Below are 18,253 nucleotides of genomic sequence, written 5' to 3' on the forward strand. Positions count from 1 at the left end.
ATCTATTATTTTTTTACAAATTTTCAAATACAGTGTCATGAACCATCATACGGTCAAAATAGGGCTTGTACTTAGCCACCAAAGCAAGATGTTGTGGTAATTTGCCGTACGCTTCCAGCTCCTCGAGACTATCAAATTCCATAGCTGCATTATAGGTAAAGCTATTATCTAAAACCGTACGTGGACTTGAAGCAGCTGGTTTGCCGTAACGCACATTTTTGACATATGGCAATTTTTTAAGTCCTTCAAAAAATTCTTTAAATTCTTCAACTTGCGTTACTGAAAGCTCAGGTTTTAACCAAAAAAGTAAATAATGAAAAAACACAGGTTTCTTTTTTTTATGATCAGCAGCTAATAAGGTAGAACTTGTAACGCCTAAGACGCCAACTGTTCCTAATGTTTGTATGAAATTTTTCCTTTTCATGTTATATATTTAATTAAAATCAATTCGATATTTAAGAATAAATGCCCATTTATGATCTGTTACCAAACTTTCGTTTACCGCATTCGAATTATAAATTGGTCTATTTTGTGCATCAAAAGTCAAGCGACTACTACTTCCGTGAAATAATAGCGATATCCCGGCATCGTATATTGCACTATTATCTTTTAAAGCATTGTAGTTTGCAAATTGTACGGAGACTGCTGGCTGTAGTTGCAGGTTGTGATTATTGCGACTGAAATAAGGTAATGTACCTCCTATTTGGGCATAAAATGTATTACCCGTTCCCGCAGTAGGTAATGCATTTCCGGATCCATTTAAACTTGCATTCGCTGCAACTATTCCCGTAGCTGGATTATTTGTTCCAGAGAACCGGATATAATTAGGGCCATAGTCATTGTGCATGGCCATAGCATATGCACTGATAGAAGTTCCTTTTTCCTTATTAACAGGAGCATCATAGAAGACATCAAGAGCAACACTTTTCATATCATCATTTTGTATTGCTTTATCAGCATCTAAATGCCATAATGCATTGTGCATATATTCAAAACCTCCACCTACGCTTAACACCTTTTTCTTTCCTACATATGTTCCTGCATTAAAAGGTGTTTCATTATTTTCCTTGTCAAAAAAGGCATATCTAAAATAGCCGGATACATCTTTGCGGGCTTCATTTTTACTGAATTTAGCAACATTCAATGCTGGATCTGCAGTCGTAGCGGTATAGGGATCAGCAAGGACTAAGCGATAATCAAATCGTCCCAATTGACCTTTAATATAAGCACTCATCTCACGAACAGTCATATCGGTAATGCCGGTGTTTGATGTAGCATATAGGGGTAGATCATAGAGTAAAGTTGCTTGCGGACCTGTTGTAAAACGGGATAGTCCTCTCCAGGTCGAACGTCCGGCACCTATTGCAAGCTTTGGACTAAAGCTATATTCTGCATACGCATCAAGTAAATCCATATAGGTGTTATTTTTACTGTTCACATTAACATTTGTAGGCCCCATCTGTAATACGAAATATAAATTTTCAGTTGGTTTATACGTCATCTTGGCACGAATGCGACGAAGGGACAAATCGGACACACTACCTACCTGCTCATTATTAACAAGACTGCCTGGATTTAATTGTGTGTAACGTGCCCAAAGTTCTGCATAGCCACTGAAGCTAACATAACGGGTATGCTCCTTATTTAGATAGTGTATGAGTTTTGGATTTCCAAAATCATTTGTCTGCGCATTACTTGTATGTATACCAGTTAGACCTACGGTCAACAACAACGACGCTAATAGCGGCTTTTTATTCATGATAATCTGTCTTTAATTTGATTCTTTTGTTAAGACAAATTTAGTTTGGAATATAGAGGCAAATAATTAGAAATCTATTAGAAATATGAATTAATAAGGTGCTTAAAATAGGCATTGCAAAGATTTATGTATTCAGATAAATCTTTATTTAGGTTTTTTACAAAAAAAGAATAATACACTTTTGAGAAAAAAAACGTTAAATTTTAATGAAATTGCAAAAAAAATTTAATCTTCGAGCTCCTTGATTTTTTAGTAGATCTGTACACAAATCTATTAGGACTCTCATAAAATGAATAGGGAAAAGCTAAGATGATTAAAGAATTGCTTTCAGGCCTTACTTATTGAACAAAAGTAAAGTGATGCTGCTCGCTGCATTAAGGGTTACAAATTTTAGATGATTTGGTGATATATACTATATTTGCACTTATACCATTGAATAGTAGCATGATAGAAATGGGTCAAATAATCCTAATTTTGGTAAAGGGATTCACGAGTAGACATGCTCACTAAATGCTTAAAGATGATAAAAATTTGTTTACTAAAATTAATGTTCCTACTAAATATGGTAGCGTATGGACAAATGAAAAATACATTTGAAATGGAAAACAGCTTTTTATTTAATGAATTTTGGTCATGGTCTAAAGGCCCACTCTTTAAAAACTTTTATTTTGCTGATGATGGAAGTTTTGTCTACAACAATGGATATTCTGGTGGTATATGGTCTGTAAATACCAGTGAAGGAACGTACACCTACGATCCCTATATAATAGAAATTAGGCTGCGTGTAAACAAGAAGTATAGCAGCGGACTAACTGTCTCTAAAGAAGAAACTCCGAGTAAATTAACGTTGAAAGACTTTAACGATACCAGAGTAGCGGTATCATTTGGAAATGATCGCTTGAATGTAATCGAAATGGGAAGAACCGTTGGGTTAACAACAGACCAATACTGGTTCAAAGGTCCGAATTCATCGCATGATTTAATTCAGTTTACACCATTTGGTCAAGCCACAATAATACAGGAAACAGATGTTAAAAGAACGTATGTCTGCCATTACCACATTTATGATCATCTTTTGCTTTTGGAAATTAACAGCATGACTACAGAAGAAGATGGTAAAGAAAAGAAAATTAAAACGTTTGCACCTGCATCTAAGACTTTCCTAAAGATCGATATTCATAAAGAACTTGTAAGGGTCGAGAAAATGGACTTAACAAAAGTTATTGACGGAACACGTAACTGGCAATTTCGCAATCAGAAATTTCATATAGAAAATATGGTCTTAACAGAAAATGAAATACTATTGGAGGAATTCAACAGGGTTGTTAAGCAGTAAAAAAATGAGCACTTCCTTAGTACTTTGGGTAATTTCAATATTGGATAGCATAACGCTTCTCTATAATTTTGATGAATACTCAAGGAATACCAATCCTACCCCAAGCCTCCTTGTTTTAAAACTGTTGAGATAGGTGAATTTTAGAAAGAAAGTAGCCCACCTTAATATTCATCAGATAGGCGTACAAACTCTTCACTCCAATTGGTGCCTACTTTGTGTCCCAGTCTAACGATAACCAAGTTTTTTTGTGGATTCACATAAATATATTGTCCAAGGATACCCCGCGCCATAAAATCGCCATTCTGTGTAGGCAACCACCATTGGTACTGATAGTTTTTAGAGCTTCCACCGGTACTGTCAACTCGTGTAGATTCCTTCACCCAATCTGCGGGAACCAACTGCTTTCCTTCCCAATTCCCCTGATGAAGGTACAACCGTCCCAATTTTGCAAAATCACGTGCCCGCGCATTCAGGCAACAAAAGGTTTTCTCTATACCGTCTTTCTTTTGATCGATACTCCAGGAGGCAGCATACTCCATCCCTACTGGTTGCCATATCTTTTCTTGCAGATAATCAGTAATTGATTTTCCTGCTAATGCATGGTCCAGCACCAACCCTAAAATCTGGGTATTACCACTCGCATAGGCAAAGCGGGTTCCGGGCTCTGCTTCCAGCTTTAGATTCTCGGTACTCTTGCGCAAACCAAGGCCATAATAAAATGTGGCGACTTCTCCAAAAGGATTGTAGTAACCTTCATTAAATTTAAGACCTGAAGTCATTTGTAACAAATGCTCTATCGTCACCTTATCAAATCCATTTTTTGCCATTTCAGGGACATATTTACTTACCGGATCTTGAACAGAACTGATAAGCCCGTCGTCAATGGCACAACCGATGAGCATCGAAGTAACGGACTTAGCCATAGAAAACGAAGGCACAATTGAAGCGGTATCATAGTCATCAAAATAACGTTCATAAAGAATACTATCATTGCGGATAACCAAAAAAGCGACAGATTTTGTCTGATCTAAAAAATTATCAAACGAAAGCTCTACCTCTTCATATATTCTATTGCTCGGAACCGATTCCTTACTTGCAGTATAGAAAGTAAAAGGCTTTGTAGAAGCTTGTAGCTCCCGGGTGGGAAAAATTTTGTAATCATCAATGTCTGCAAAATTATACCATATGAAACGACCAAATTTACAACTTGACAACATGGTCAGCATACAAATTGCCATAAAAATGAATACAAATTGATTTCTGTTCATATAGAAGGAATTTAAAGGCGAAAACAGTTAATTATCTAATATACAACTTACTTACTAAAGACCAAATCGTATTGAAACTTATTTAAAAAAGACTTCAGTTAAAAATTTATTTGGCCAACAAAGGAAAAGGATTAGCTCATTTTTGTCCATCAAAGCTTCAATTTTTAACGTCGGATATTTAGTATCCAAACGAATTTAAAGCTTTAGCTTTGCTTCAATCTGCAGATTTCTCTTTTCAATTTCCTCTAACATATGCATGATTTCGATAACAAAGGGATGACTAACAATTGAAATAACAGGTTTTTGGCCTAACTCATTAATACAATAGAAATCCAATAGCTGCAACAAACTTCGAATTGTACCGACAGTGCCCTGCCAATAATAAAAGTTTTCTTTTTTATGATTGATATTGCTTAATACCACATCTTTATTTATAATCAGTGATAAAGGCTTACCAATATTATCTTGTACGTAACTAATTAATAATTCCCCTTCTTCATTTTTATCTGCCGCCAAAAATAAACCAATTGCCTTACGTCTTTCTTTATTTAGAAATATACACATCGAAAGCTGAAGTTGATCTACTAACTTTTTAGTATAAAATGATCCTAAGATTAAATCACAATTATTATCCATCATCAAAAAACAACTTTGTAATCCTGTTCATTATAATGTAACAACCACAAAAATAAAGCTTTAAATTAATAATGCAATAGAATACTCTCAAATAAGGGAAAATTAATGTTTAAAAAGTTCATGATTATGATGTTTTCATATATAGAAACAACTGGATTTATTGGAATCCGTAGTTTTAGCTACGTCTCAAAAGAGTGGAAATATGAATTTTAAAAAATACAAATCGCTTTATAGTGAAATTGTAATAACGACTATTAAATTTGATTTTCTTAACTTTTACCGATGGAAACGAAAATGGTCTCCAGCATTTCAGAATTCAATAATGAACTTAAATTGCAAGGTTTTGTAGCATTTCAAATTGATGATGACCGTAATGCTAAGCGTTTATACGGCCACAAGTAGAACAAGATATTACCGAAAGACTTTCTGGTGGTGCCACATAACATTTGACCGCATATTAAAATAATCAATTAAAAACTGCTTTAAATGCCTCTGACCAACTATTAAAGAAAACTCGATGAATGAAGGAAATAGATTGATGTAATTCTTTCAAATTTTTTCAAACTATTTTAGGCAACAGGTGTTCTTTTTATAAGAAACAATAACAAACATACTTTCCCAAAAAAGTGTAAAATGATAAATGACGGTAGTACAGTAATAAATCCAATTGACCCATAATCTTTTGGATGACGAAACAAAAAAGAGGAAACGATAAGAAACACAAAAATTACTGTGCAGTTAAACGCCAAGATAAAGGGTCTAATGAAAATTAGACCCTTTTGATGTTTATGAAGGGCATATACTTTTCATTAAAGATAGCCATTACTAAAAAAATTATGGTTCTCCTTATGGATTTGATGCATAGTAATCCCAGATCTCCTTCGAAATTGCTGCAATTACATTTATGCCTCTTTGTTGGGGCGCCTTAAAATCAGAGACAAATACTGCTATTGCGAGATGTTGACCATTGGGTAATGTGATAATACCGATGTCATTAAATGCAGCCATTATCCCCTCTTTGTTAACTCCTGACGCACCCGTTTTATGAATTAATTCAGCTGTTGGTGGTAGAAGAACTGTAATTCTTTTGCCCCAATCAGGCAATTCTCTCATTATCTGGATAAGAAAATCGTTGCTCGTTTTTGAGAGTAATTGCTGGTTATATAAGAGCTGCAGCAATTTAATCGCTCCTGCAGGTTTGCACCAATTTTTATATTGTAAGGCCCAATCTTTTTCCATCTCTCCTTCGGTATAGACGATCGAGATATCTTTTACACCTGCATGATGGAGATATTGATTTACCGCAACTGGGCCACCAGCGACTTTTGTATATAGAAAATCACAGGCATTGTTATCACTCTTTGAAACGGCATAAGTTAACAGATCAGCTAAAGTGACATCAAGATCCTGATTAGGGAAATCTTTTACCATCGGACTCCATGTGTTGGTATCCAAAGATGCTTTCGGCATATGAAATTTATCACTGAGTTTCAGTTCGCCCTTATCTACCTTATCTAGAATAGCAAAAGCAAGCGGAAACTTGAAAACACTCATCATTGGATACTCATGGTTGCCGTTTATGATGAAACCACTTTTAAAATCCATTCCCTGTACCCCTACTCCGATATTTCCTCCAGTAGTATCTATAATGTGTTTTATCCTTTCTTGAAGTTGCTGAATAGACTTCTTTTGTTGACCGAGCATCAGCTGTGGAATAAACAATAGTACAGCGAAAATGTACTTCATATTTTTGAAATTGACCATAAAAGTAAAAGTATAAAAAACGAATAAATGTTGGTTTAGTATGTGTGAAAATTTTTAAGGATAAACTTTTCAGCAAACTTACTGTCTTCCACCCCCTTAAAATAACAAACAAAACCATTCTTCTCAAGTAATTTTCTTGATGCCTGATTCTCTGGATCGATAATGGCAATCACATCCATGCCTGGGAATGAATTATTAGCTTTATGGACGAGCCGTTGTAGAATTGCTGATCCATAACCCATTCGCCAAAATTCTCTCTTAAGAACATATCCTATTTCAAGAATTGCAGCATCGTATTTATAGCAATCCAATGAACAATTTCCTATAAATTCGTTTTTCTGATTAACTACCTTAAAAAATCCTAAACTTTCCTCTACAGCATTGATTTCAAGCATTGCGTCAAACTGTAATCTAGCCTCGATTTCCTCCCACTCGATTCCAGTTATGTATCTCATTGTCTCCAAATCACTGACCAGTCTTTTGAAATAATCAAAATCTGCTGCTACATATTTGACTAAGGTTATCTGCATATTTTATATTTCTAAAATGAAACTCCGCGCATGTGGCTTTTCTACTTTAACTTTCATAAAACTTATCGACGCGTGTTGTAGGGACTGATCTTATTAGATAGCGGGCCACATATAATGACCCGCTGCTTATATACTATATTAATTTTTGAATTGATATAAATTAAATATCTTCGAAAATTAACGATCAGACATTGTCTTTTGTTGAAGGTCATCATACATACACTGATAGACTATTGTTGGAAGATTATTCTTCGTGGATTCAGAAATGACATAATGTGTTAGCGATGCCAGCTCTGTTTGTGGTTTTTTATTGATATAGTCTGTATGCATAGATGATGTCGCATCATAGGGCATCTGTTCCATTTTATATAACGTTTCATTCACAATATCTTTTGAAACCACAATCCCTTTTCGTAGTGCTAAGGCTTCAACTTCTTGAATAAGCCTAATAACAGCATGCCTTTTTTCTGGATCTTCTATAACTTGACCAATCGAGCAATCGTAATAAGAGGTAGCCGTCGCCATAGAAGATATAAATATGAACTTATCCCATATTATTTTTTCTATTTTATCTGAATAATTCACATGGATATCGGCTTTTTGAACAAGATCATGTAACCTTTCTAGCCGTACATCATGTTCTCCATCTAATCCAAAATTCATGGTACCCCATTTCCCCGTTACTTCAATAACTCCGGGCGCTTTCAAACGAGATACAATATAGGCGCAACCATCGACAACTAAATTATTTGGATAGTATTTCTTAATACGCTCTTTACTGTCGACGCCATTCTGCAGTGGTATAAAAACTGTGCTTGGGCCCACACATGTATGTAACGAACTCACTGTCTCTTCAAGATCATACGATTTGGTGCATAGGAATATATAATCCATCGTATTGAACTCTTCCACCTGATCCGAAGCTTTATAAGGTTTGATTGTAAAGGTCTCTTTTTCCAAAACAACAGTTAATCCCTGTTGCTGTATTTCGTTAAGGTGATTTCCACGTGCCAAAAAATTAATATGAATATCGCTGTTTTCATACTTTCGTGCTAACATGGCACCGAAATATCCGCCTACTCCGCCTAATCCCACAATTAATATATGCTGTTCCATTGTTTGTTTAACTATGTTTATCAATAAAAATAATCAAAAGTGAATATAAACTAAGTTTTGTCAATTTTATAAATAAAATCAAAGTATAGAAAAAGAGCTTATGAATTGTAAATTTCATAAGCTCTTTTCTATTCATTTCTATTTTAGTATTGATCTCTTTAACTATTTATAATAGTTTATCAAAAAGACCCCATAGCCTTCATTATCCAGAACCAACTCTCCATCTTTTAAGATACTACCATCTTTACCTAGAATTGACATCTGATATTTCGCTCCGGGTATTCCGCCGTCGATGGATACGGAAAAGCCTGCTCCCCCCACAGCATCTATCAATGTTACTGTCTTTTGCCAAGGAACGCTAACAATCTCTTCATAGTTATCTGGAATATTGTAAGGATCTGTAATTGTAGGGGTATATTGAACTTGTGCCGTTGTGGCAGGTCCCTTTAAAGTGTAAGTGATCTGATAGCTTGATGAATCTGAATCAGATTCTTTTGAACAACTGCCGCAAATAAAACTAACGACACACACCATCAAAAATATTTTAATAGCTCTTTCCATATAAAGTTTTCTCTTTTAAACCAAATATCATACCAACGGAGCCATATATGTATTTTTATAATTAACCCGGAGATGGTAAGTTATCTGCATGAAACGCTATCAAAGCAATTTCTCTAGGAATAAAGATATACTGATTAATGAAGGTAATGCCGTACTTGTTGATATCATTACCCATACATTTCCTCTAAACTATAGGACACTTCCATATAATGCCAAAAGAAAGGAGATATTTTTATTGTATGTATTCTTTAGAGTCGTTTATTACTTAGGAAGGGGTTACATTTTGGTCAAGGATTTTTTTTCCTTATCATACCTATATTCATAACTCTTCTCTTCATCAGATGGTTGTCCTCTAAATAAATTCTTATTTCCCCAGTTGGGAGTTAATTTTAAAAAACTTGGTGCGATGATCCAGTTTCCATCCAAACCAATAATTCCAAATAATTCGGTCTTTTTATCCTGTGCGACAGCGCAAGCACATCTTTCATAAAAGGTTTCAGGCACTCCATCAGACTGGTCAACGGAATTACGCAAATAGTGCTTTCTGTCTAATTGTGTTTTATCCCAAAATACGATAGATGCTTTCTTAAATTCAGAAACAAAATATTCAGTTAGAAACAAAGAGTTCTCCTTGCGCTGTAAGTCTGCAATAATTTGCTCATATGAAAACTTATTATAGGCTTCTGCACATGTAATTTTATCATTCTCAAGTTGTGTTATGGCATTTTTAATAGCTGCTATATAAGGTCTGAGGTACTCACTTTTATAAGCAGCTCCGTTTCCAGACATCACTTTTGACAATTTGTGACCCTGTGCATTTTCTGCTTCAATTTTTATGACATGCCGCATTGATTCAGGAACTTTGACGCGTACATATCCATTGCCATAGTGTACGATTTCGATTTGCCCTGCAGAGGTCTGTATGGTTTGTCCTGCTGTACTAATTTCATAAATAATTTCCTTGCTTAAATTTGTCTCCATACTATAATCAAAGCTTTTGATTGGTTTTGTGCCTTTAAGTACCAACGTTTGATGACCAAATTGCGGGGAAATTATTTTATCAACCGAAATGTCTTCGCCCCCTTCGATTGTTCCATCTAAAAAGTATATTTTTTTTACTTTAAAAATTGCATCCGGGATGTTATCTACGAAATCTAAAGTAAAATTATATCCATCTCCAAGGATATTGGATATATTAAATCGATCAAACCGGACTTCAATTAATGTATTAGGATATACATATTTTGTTATTGGCGGATATCCTTTGGGAAAAAAATAGCTTTCCTCTATCTTACTATCATTTTGCGTCAGATCTTGCAGATCACTAAAATTAGCCCGTAAATCTCGGAGATCCGAGGGTTCATATTTATCGGCATGCAAGAAGTTATCAAGCAACAGTAGATTATCATTGAGCATATCAAGACATTCCTGCTTGGATTGACCATTTGAACAATTACTGCTGGTTAGAAAAAAAAGTATAATAATTATTTGATATATTCTTTTCATATTTATCTTTCTAAATTTTTAATGATCTAAACTATTGGTAATTTATTGTTACTGGCTCAGATATAATCCTTAACAGGGACTAAATTAATGTATGAAATGATAAAACAAGAAGATATTTACAATACGTTTTATCCCTTTTACGATTTGATCAGGTTTACTTGTTTACACTTCACGCTCATTGCACTCCAATTCCCATAATCCTTTTGAAGGAGTATGTCTTTTGATCGTAACCAACCATCGTGAAGTTGATTAAACTGCTCGTAAACAAAATCTCATGGAGTGAGATTAATAAAAAAATGTAATTTAGTCAACCGAACTAGAAAACGAAATGTATAACAACAGAATCCAACTGCAAATCATCTTTTTTTTCAGTGTAATGATTTGCAATTTTTCCCATGCGCAAACACATTTATATAACGAAATGTCTATTGATAGCACCAGGTTTACAGAGACTAGAAATATACTGAGCGCATTACCCGTAGATATATTTCAAAAAAAAGTATTTACAAATGAAAGTACTAAAATCCCCTATCGATTCCTTTTTCCGAAGAACTTTACTACAACTAAAAAATATCCGCTTGTAATTACATTTCATAATTCTTCAAGACAAGGCAATGATAACGAAAATCAATTGGAACATTTAGCTCGAACTTGGGTAAGGGATGATATCTTTGACAAATTTAATTGCTTTGTATTAGCACCTCAATTTGAACAGCGTTCCTCTACCTATTCGCAGAATGCGGAAGGGATGTTGACAGCTAGTCCATCAAAAGATGCTATTCAAATTTTGACTCTGATTAAAAAACTAGAAAAGGGACATCCCAATATTGACTTGAATCGAATTTATCTAATTGGCTATTCTATGGGCGCATCAACAGCTCAAAATTTGATCAACCTAGCCCCTGAAAAATTTGCCGCAATAGTTTCTATAGCCGCTGTTCCTGACTTATCAAACCTTGATAAACTAAAGCATAAGGATATTTGGCTAATTCATGGAGAAAAAGACACAAGTAATCCATACAGCGGAAGCGAAGTATTATACAAAAAATTAGATGGTAATGCCAAGCTTGTCTTCACAACGTTTAAAAATCTCGATCATAACAACATTGTAATCCCTTATTTACTAACAGATGAACTTCAGAAATGGCTATTTAGTAAACAGCTATAGATTTCAGGAAATTGATTCGATTTCATTGCACTGTGCATAGCTCCTGTCATTGTTCTGTTGAATACCTTCTGTTTTTAAATCCTTAATGAAAAATTATTGTCGATAGCTGTTTGGAAGATCGTAAAAGATCTTTTTTATCAATTTTGATATATATTCAGTTCAAAAAAGAATTTAGAACCTTTTCCTAATTCACTTTCTGCCCAGATCTTGCCCCCATGGCGCTCAATAATTTCCATGCTTAGATATAACCCAATACCGAATCCAGAAACAGTCGTATCGCCCACTCGGTAATATCTCTCAAAAAGCCTTGATAAATCTTCTTGTTTTATGCCGATGCCCTGGTCAGATACCATAACCCGTGCCCTTGTACCAATTTGCTCAACAGTTACCCAAATATCACTAGCTGCTGGTGAATACTTGACTGCATTTCCGATCAGATTGTTAAATACCTGTGCTATTTTCTGCCGATCGGCATAAACTGGAATTTCTTCGTCACTAAATTTGGATGTGATTTTATTATTCGGAAATAGAATACGATATTCATCACAGGTTTCCTTAAATAATCCACGAAGATCAAATGTTGATTTTTCTATGTGCATTTTTCCAGATTCCAGACGTGATACGTTTAAGAAACCATTTGTCAAGGAGGTCATTAGCCGGACTTGTTTTAATGAACGCTCTAGCGCATGCTCCGCGAATGCTAAACCATCATCTTGTTTTAGTTTTAACTGTAAAATCTGCAGATAGCCATTTAGGGATGTAAGCGGTGTTTTTAATTCATGGGATACCATCCCTATAAAATCATTTTTACGTTGCTCTTCTTCTTTGATTGACTGAATATCTGTTGTAGAACCGACCCACATGATTAACTCTCCCTGAGCATCAAGCACAGGAGAAGCAACGTTAATATGCCAGATATACTGACCATCTTTATTTTTAAACCGCATCTCCGAAATAAATGGAACTCCAGTTTTGGATGCTTGTAAGAGCCCTTGTTGAAAATTCTCTACTTCATCCGGGTGTATCATTTGAAAATAACCAAAATCACGGAGGTCTTCGAAACTCAGTCCTGAAAAATCAAGCCATCCCTGATTGAAAAAAGTTACTTCTCCGTTTGGAAGTGCATTGGATATTTTAACAGGAACAAGATCAGATAACTTGCGAAAATGCTGCTCGCTGATCTCTAATGCTTTTCGTGAATTTACCTGCTCGGTTACATCAACTGCTACAATTACAATATCAGAAACGTTATCATGCTGATCAAAAATAGGCTGGTAGACGACATTAAAAAATAATTGTTTTAATGTCCCTCCATGTTCAAGCAATGCTGGTATTTCATTAGCATAGAATGGTTCTCTTGTTGCAAATACATCATCCAATATTTCAAGAAAAGGCTGACCATCAAGTTCAGGTAATGCCGACGCTAATGGAAGACCCACAATTTCTCTGGTCTTACCCCAGACTTCAAGTATTTTTTCATTAGCGGTCTCCACGATCAGTGTTTTACCCTGAAGCACGCCAATTGCCACGGGTGCCTCCTGAATGAGAAACTTAAATCTGGATTCACTTTGGGCAAGCAGTTCGTTTGTTTCCGCAAGCTCATTTGCATATTGCTCCAACAGCTTTCTTGCGTGAACACGATCCGTAATTTCGAAAGACATCACCAGCACACCATTTCTATTTCCATCTAGATCTGACAATGGTTGATAGGTATAATCCACGTAGGTTTCTCTCATGGTACCATCAGCGTTTGTGAAAATAACCGGACTTTCCTTTACATCGATCACCTGGCCTGTTTTCATGACCTGACGAAGCTGGCTTGCAAAAGGCTGGTCAGCAAGATCAGGAAGGATTTCAAGGAAGGGTTTACCGACAACTTCCTCTCTTGTTTTCTTCCAATAAGCAAGATTGGAGTCATTGATCATTTCTACGACAAGATCAAACCCGCGGATCACGACTACCGAAGCGGGAAGCATATCCAGTATCTGCAACATGTTGTTACTTTCCTGTTGCGCTTTTCTTCTGCTATGAACGAACGCGGTCACTTCGAAAGCAAAATTAAAAACCCCGTCTACTTGTCCGTTAGAATCAAACCGGGGAACATAACTAAAATCGAAATAACGGTCTGTTGTCGGTCCATCTTCTTCTTTTGAAATAGCGACTAAGCGATCACGAAAAGAAACAGGAAGACCTGTTTTAAAGACATCGGTTAAAGCTTGTGCAATATCGGTATCAACAATTTCGGGAAGAGATTCGAAAAACGGGCGGCCAACAAGTGAGCGACCTGGCAACATGGCTTGATAATTGGGATTTACAAATTCTATTAATAGATTCTCGCCAGTCATGACACTAATCCCAACAGGTGCCTGAAGGAAATAATCGTGCAGACGGTCACGATCTATTTTCATTGCGGTATTTAAAGCAGTATCTTTTTCACGTTCCATGACCTCTTTCGTATTTTCCTGAACCCATATCGCTACCTTATGGACTTTACCGTCAAGATCTACCATCGGTGCATAAACAAATGTTACATAAATAGGCTCCTGCTTATCGTTGCGAATAAGAATCATTGGCACCTGATCGGCATGATAGGCCTTATTATTAGAAACAACATGACATAAAATATCCTCAAATTGCTCCCTCACTTCTGAAAATGTTTCCCAATAAGATTTACCGATTAAATCCTCTTCCCTTCTACCTGCGATCTGGAGAAACTTCTCATTGGCTAATTCGGCAATAAAACCATCCGAATTGAGGATACAAATTCCAATTGGTGCAGTGTCTACTAAGGCTTTTAGTAGATGGTTATCATTAAAATTCATTCATTACAAAATAAAATACGAAAGTAGCTGATTGTCGCGCAGGTAGATGTATCAAAAACTTGCTATTATGCTATAGTAAAGTCCAAAAGCCTGCCCTTCTTAGGCAAATAATATAAACGGTCAATGTCAAAAAAACTGCTATGCTATGTTCTGCTGGTCAAAAATATCATGAATATCTTTATTGTAGAACTATAAATAAAAAATTAATGAAATATACGTATTTATACCTTTACCGCACGTTTTAATTCGTATTATAGCAGTACGAGCAGGGTGACGCTTAAAATGATTTCATTTTTATTTCTTAAATTTACTCTCTGTTTCTGATTGAAATAATATTCTGAAAGAATAAGCTTGTAAAAAAATCTAATTCCTCCTCGATATTACATCAAAATAACAATAATATATTATTGAACGTTTTTAATAGCTCTTATGGAATTTTTAGATTGTGAAGATGAGAAAATTACACTATGTGGTCTGATCCAGGATCTCGGTTTTCTATTTGTATTCAATAACAATAAAAGATGCATAGCTGCTAGTGAGAATGTTACTTTACTGTCTAATACTCCTTTAGAAAAATATTTAGATCTTAATATCGATATCATTCTAGCTGCTTTAACGGGCAATGACAAATTAGTCTTTGAAACCGTAGAAGATAGTTTCAATACCTCTATTTTTTACAGATTTACAGAAAAAATAATCATCAATAATGAAAATTATGATTTAAGTATTTATCGCTATAATGATCATACCTATGTGGAAGCGGAGATTTGCAATAAAAATCTGTTAAAACCTAATCGATTGTATTATTATGCTAAATATTTAGAAGAGAATAAAACAGATATCTGGAAATCGCTTACGAATATCATACGCCAGATTATTAATTATGACCGGGTAATGGTCTATCAATTTTTGGAAGACAGCAGTGGGAAGGTTATTGCAGAATCAAAATCGGAAAACATACATTCACTGTTAGGCTATCGCTATCCTGAATTTGATATACCCAAGCAGGCCCGCGAATTGTACACCATCTTTCTTGCCAGACATACTGCAGATATAGATGGAGCTACACATAAAATCATCAGTAATGATCGCGCGGATATCGATTTAACAAAAACAAGCATTAGAGCGCTATCTCCCATCCATCTCCAATATTTAAGAAATTCTAAAGTTAGCGCTAGTGCAAGCTTCTCTATTATAAAAGATGGCAAATTATGGGGACTGGTTACCTGTCAGAATAATACACCGCTACATGTGGATCTTGCCCAGAGGCATCTTTGTACTTTTTTGACCCAATTTGCTACGAATCATCATATTTCTAATTTATTAAAAAAAGATATAGAATTGCAGAATACAATGCATATTCTAGAGAAAGATCTAAAAGGTGATCTTTTAATAAACAGAGATACACATGATGTTCTTGAAAGGTTTGGCGAGAAGATCATGCACATCATGAATGCTGATGGACTGTATTTAAAATATGCTAAAAATGAAAAATCTTTCGGCATAATTCCCGACAGAAATCAGTTGCAGGAAATCCATAATTTCATAAAAAATGACATTGGAATAATTTCCAGCAATCAATATAAATTCAGCAGTGGTATAAACCAACTTCCGGGCGTGATGGCTGCAGAGATATTACCACAATCAGATTGGAAAATATACCTGTTCCGCAAAGAGCGCTTAATAGAAGAGATATGGGCTGGAAAACCTGAAAAGCATCTTCAGTACGATGCAACAAAAAAAATAAGCTTTCCTTCTCCAAGAACTTCTTTTGATGCATGGAAACAAATAACCGGCAATACATCCTCACCATGGCTTAAGATCGAGATATCATTCTTAGAGCGCATTGTTTTCCTTATTCAACAAGCAATTGCCAAAAGGAATGCCGAAATAGAACAACTTAACAAAGATCTTGTCCGTTCTAATAATGCGCTCGATACTTTCAGCTATACTCTGACACACGACCTTAAAAATCCGTTGTCATCCATCAAACTGGGAGCACAGATGTTATTGATGAAAAATGATATTCCAAGGGAGCTTTTACTTAAACTGGCGAACAATATATTAGATGCATCAGCGCTTATTACCGAAATGATCGATAAGGTTCATGAATTATCTAAATCGAATTCGGTTGCATTAAACCTTGAAATCTTGGATCCAAAAAGCAATATCCTTTCCATTACTGAGATTGCGAAAAATCAATACGGTGTTGATGGTCTGGATTTTAAAATGGGTGAAATTATTCCTATAAGAGGCGAGCGAACTCTGATCTATCAACTTTTTTTAAATATTATCGGAAATGCGGTTAAGTACAGCAGCAAGCAAGAAAATCCAAAAGTTGAAGTATACAGTACACAATCTGGAACGATGGTAACCTACTTTATTGTAGATAACGGTATTGGAATGGATCTTCAGAAAGAAAATAATATTTTTGATATCTTTCAAAGACTTTCAAACTCCTCAGGATATGATGGTTCTGGAATCGGACTTTCTATTGTAAAAAGAATTATTGATCGATTAGGAGCGGATATTCGAGTTGAAAGTGCTGTAGGAAAAGGAACAACATTTGAGATTATATTTGAGAATGCTGAATAATGTATTCTTCTGTCTTGATCTTTAAGGAACACGATCAGAAATCGTAGCTCCTTATTTTCTATCCTCTTTAATGCTATACAAATTCTCCACTTCTGTGATCAGCTTTTTAATAATTTCAGCTGTAGATTTCCCACTATACCCATTATTAGATTGACCTGTCCAAATACTAACAAACTGGCTATTATTGTTCGCTTTTGCGACTCTTCTCAGTTCGCCGGTTAACTTATTCTGATAAGGATAAGGCAATATATGTCCTTCATCTACTAGATTTGTAAAAACATTTTTGATACCTCGTGCATAACGTCCCGAAAAACTTTTAGTAAGCGCAATAGCTGTTTCATCGACATCCCTTAAACGCTGTTTTTCAAATTGTTCTAACGCACTTTCTGAAGATCCCAAGAGGAGGCTTCCGAGTTGAAATCCTTGTGCTCCCAGGAGTTGCGTAGCCAGTAAGGTCTTGGCATTGTAGATACCGCCTGCATAAATAATCGGTATATTGACGCTATCATAAACTTGAGGTAACAAAGATAAACCTCCTATGGTAGGTATGTCATCGCGACTAAAACTACCCCGATGTCCGCCAGCCTCAAGTCCCTGCACACAAACAATATCAACTCCAGATTTTTCTAAAATAACCGCTTCACTAACAGATGTACAGGTTCCCAGAAGCAGGGTGCCATTATTTTTTAACTTATAAATACTTGGTTCGTCAAGATTACCAAAAGTGAAACTTACAAACCTACATTTTTCCGCAATAAGAGCATCAATTTGGTCATGATAGCTATTGATCTGTATTTCTTCAATGCTGGGCAGATGAACATCGAGATGGTGTTCACGTGCAATATTTTCAATAAAATCTTTGGTTTCAGTATATTTTTCTCTTAACGTATCCGTCAGTTCAGGTATATCATTTACAAAAATATTCACCGCAAAGTTATTTTTTGTCAACTGCTTTGTTGCGCGAATATGTTCAATACATTTTTCAGCAGGCAGGTCGCCCAGGGCAAGAGTACCTAAGCAATCTGCATTAGTCGCCGCAGCTACCATTGCTGGAGTTGTAACACCAAACATTGGTGCTTGTATAATGGGATACTCAACGTCTAATAGTTTGGTTATATTATTTTTCCAGTTCATGATATGGGGTGTTAAATTCCAGCTTTACATCTTATTTAAGAAGTTCATAAACAAATAT

The 18,253-nt window shown here is 35.4% G+C and carries 14 protein-coding genes; 3 read left to right on the forward strand and 11 right to left on the reverse strand.

Translation table 11 applies throughout. The features are described 5' to 3' along the window. Nucleotides 1-13: 13 nt before the first annotated feature. Both FHR29_RS07565 and FHR29_RS07570 read right to left on the reverse strand, forming a co-directional pair. Nucleotides 14-424: a Dabb family protein gene (locus FHR29_RS07565; RefSeq protein WP_132767836.1), complete on the reverse strand. Its 411-nt coding sequence runs from the start codon at nt 422-424 to the stop codon at nt 14-16. A gap of 9 nt (nt 425-433) precedes the next feature. Further along, a complete protein-coding gene (locus tag FHR29_RS07570) occupies nt 434-1,759 on the reverse strand; it encodes a hypothetical protein (protein ID WP_168126422.1) in 1,326 nt (441 codons plus the stop codon). 520 nt (nt 1,760-2,279) lie between these two features. On the opposite strand from FHR29_RS07570, the gene FHR29_RS07575 reads away from it, so the two are divergent. Then, nucleotides 2,280-3,095 (forward strand): hypothetical protein, encoded by an 816-nt coding sequence (locus tag FHR29_RS07575; protein ID WP_183913548.1) that lies wholly within the window; start codon nt 2,280-2,282, stop codon nt 3,093-3,095. Between the two features lie 161 nt (nt 3,096-3,256). On the opposite strand, the gene FHR29_RS07580 is transcribed toward FHR29_RS07575, so the two are convergent. The 7 genes from FHR29_RS07580 to FHR29_RS07610 form a co-directional block, all read right to left on the reverse strand. Continuing rightward, a complete protein-coding gene (locus tag FHR29_RS07580; protein ID WP_132767830.1) occupies nt 3,257-4,363 on the reverse strand; it encodes a serine hydrolase in 1,107 nt (368 codons plus the stop codon). 195 nt (nt 4,364-4,558) lie between these two features. After that, entirely contained in the window at nt 4,559-5,002 is a 444-nt protein-coding gene (locus FHR29_RS07585; RefSeq protein WP_132767828.1) for a hypothetical protein, read from the reverse strand. Between the two features lie 843 nt (nt 5,003-5,845). After that, nucleotides 5,846-6,745, reverse strand: a complete 900-nt coding sequence (bla, locus tag FHR29_RS07590; RefSeq protein WP_183913551.1) for a class A beta-lactamase, subclass A2 — start codon at nt 6,743-6,745, stop codon at nt 5,846-5,848. A gap of 53 nt (nt 6,746-6,798) precedes the next feature. Further along, nucleotides 6,799-7,293: a GNAT family N-acetyltransferase gene (locus FHR29_RS07595; protein WP_183913553.1), complete on the reverse strand. Its 495-nt coding sequence runs from the start codon at nt 7,291-7,293 to the stop codon at nt 6,799-6,801. Between the two features lie 177 nt (nt 7,294-7,470). Next, entirely contained in the window at nt 7,471-8,409 is a 939-nt protein-coding gene (locus FHR29_RS07600) for a ketopantoate reductase family protein (RefSeq protein WP_183913555.1), read from the reverse strand. A 162-nt stretch (nt 8,410-8,571) separates the two neighbouring features. Next, the gene (locus FHR29_RS07605; RefSeq protein ID WP_132767820.1) at nt 8,572-8,970 is read right to left on the reverse strand and encodes a hypothetical protein; all 399 of its coding nucleotides are present in this window, start codon (nt 8,968-8,970) and stop codon (nt 8,572-8,574) included. A 276-nt stretch (nt 8,971-9,246) separates the two neighbouring features. Next, the gene (locus FHR29_RS07610; protein WP_183913557.1) at nt 9,247-10,476 is read right to left on the reverse strand and encodes a hypothetical protein; all 1,230 of its coding nucleotides are present in this window, start codon (nt 10,474-10,476) and stop codon (nt 9,247-9,249) included. Between the two features lie 328 nt (nt 10,477-10,804). Here FHR29_RS07610 and FHR29_RS07615 point away from each other — a divergent pair, with 328 nt between their 5' ends. After that, a complete protein-coding gene (locus FHR29_RS07615; protein WP_206368254.1) occupies nt 10,805-11,644 on the forward strand; it encodes a dienelactone hydrolase family protein in 840 nt (279 codons plus the stop codon). A 137-nt stretch (nt 11,645-11,781) separates the two neighbouring features. Here the strand turns inward: FHR29_RS07615 and FHR29_RS07620 are convergent, their stop codons facing one another. Then, a complete protein-coding gene (locus tag FHR29_RS07620; RefSeq protein WP_168126417.1) occupies nt 11,782-14,466 on the reverse strand; it encodes a PAS domain-containing protein in 2,685 nt (894 codons plus the stop codon). A 429-nt stretch (nt 14,467-14,895) separates the two neighbouring features. Between FHR29_RS07620 and FHR29_RS07625 the strand changes: the two genes are divergently transcribed. After that, the gene (locus tag FHR29_RS07625; RefSeq protein ID WP_183913559.1) at nt 14,896-17,061 is read left to right on the forward strand and encodes an ATP-binding protein; all 2,166 of its coding nucleotides are present in this window, start codon (nt 14,896-14,898) and stop codon (nt 17,059-17,061) included. A gap of 51 nt (nt 17,062-17,112) precedes the next feature. Here the strand turns inward: FHR29_RS07625 and FHR29_RS07630 are convergent, their stop codons facing one another. Then, complete coding sequence (locus tag FHR29_RS07630) at nt 17,113-18,195, reverse strand: nitronate monooxygenase family protein (RefSeq protein ID WP_183913561.1); 1,083 nt, start codon at nt 18,193-18,195, stop codon at nt 17,113-17,115. Nucleotides 18,196-18,253: the final 58 nt, after the last annotated feature.

It is taken from the genome of Sphingobacterium sp. JUb56 (assembly GCF_014191365.1).
In the GTDB taxonomy this organism is placed as follows: Bacteria; Bacteroidota; Bacteroidia; order Sphingobacteriales; family Sphingobacteriaceae; genus Sphingobacterium; species Sphingobacterium anhuiense.

Bases quoted from the DNA above. Each gene is read 5' to 3' on its own strand.
- FHR29_RS07565 (WP_132767836.1), bottom strand. From the start codon at position 424: ATGAAAAGGAAAAATTTCATACAAACATTAGGAACAGTTGGCGTCTTA.
- FHR29_RS07570 (WP_168126422.1), bottom strand. From the start codon at position 1,759: ATGAATAAAAAGCCGCTATTAGCGTCGTTGTTGTTGACCGTAGGTCTA.
- FHR29_RS07575 (WP_183913548.1), top strand. From the start codon at position 2,280: ATGATAAAAATTTGTTTACTAAAATTAATGTTCCTACTAAATATGGTA.
- FHR29_RS07580 (WP_132767830.1), bottom strand. From the start codon at position 4,363: ATGAACAGAAATCAATTTGTATTCATTTTTATGGCAATTTGTATGCTG.
- FHR29_RS07585 (WP_132767828.1), bottom strand. From the start codon at position 5,002: ATGATGGATAATAATTGTGATTTAATCTTAGGATCATTTTATACTAAA.
- bla (WP_183913551.1), bottom strand. From the start codon at position 6,745: ATGAAGTACATTTTCGCTGTACTATTGTTTATTCCACAGCTGATGCTC.
- FHR29_RS07595 (WP_183913553.1), bottom strand. From the start codon at position 7,293: ATGCAGATAACCTTAGTCAAATATGTAGCAGCAGATTTTGATTATTTC.
- FHR29_RS07600 (WP_183913555.1), bottom strand. From the start codon at position 8,409: ATGGAACAGCATATATTAATTGTGGGATTAGGCGGAGTAGGCGGATAT.
- FHR29_RS07605 (WP_132767820.1), bottom strand. From the start codon at position 8,970: ATGGAAAGAGCTATTAAAATATTTTTGATGGTGTGTGTCGTTAGTTTT.
- FHR29_RS07610 (WP_183913557.1), bottom strand. From the start codon at position 10,476: ATGAAAAGAATATATCAAATAATTATTATACTTTTTTTTCTAACCAGC.
- FHR29_RS07615 (WP_206368254.1), top strand. From the start codon at position 10,805: ATGTATAACAACAGAATCCAACTGCAAATCATCTTTTTTTTCAGTGTA.
- FHR29_RS07620 (WP_168126417.1), bottom strand. From the start codon at position 14,466: ATGAATTTTAATGATAACCATCTACTAAAAGCCTTAGTAGACACTGCA.
- FHR29_RS07625 (WP_183913559.1), top strand. From the start codon at position 14,896: ATGGAATTTTTAGATTGTGAAGATGAGAAAATTACACTATGTGGTCTG.
- FHR29_RS07630 (WP_183913561.1), bottom strand. From the start codon at position 18,195: ATGAACTGGAAAAATAATATAACCAAACTATTAGACGTTGAGTATCCC.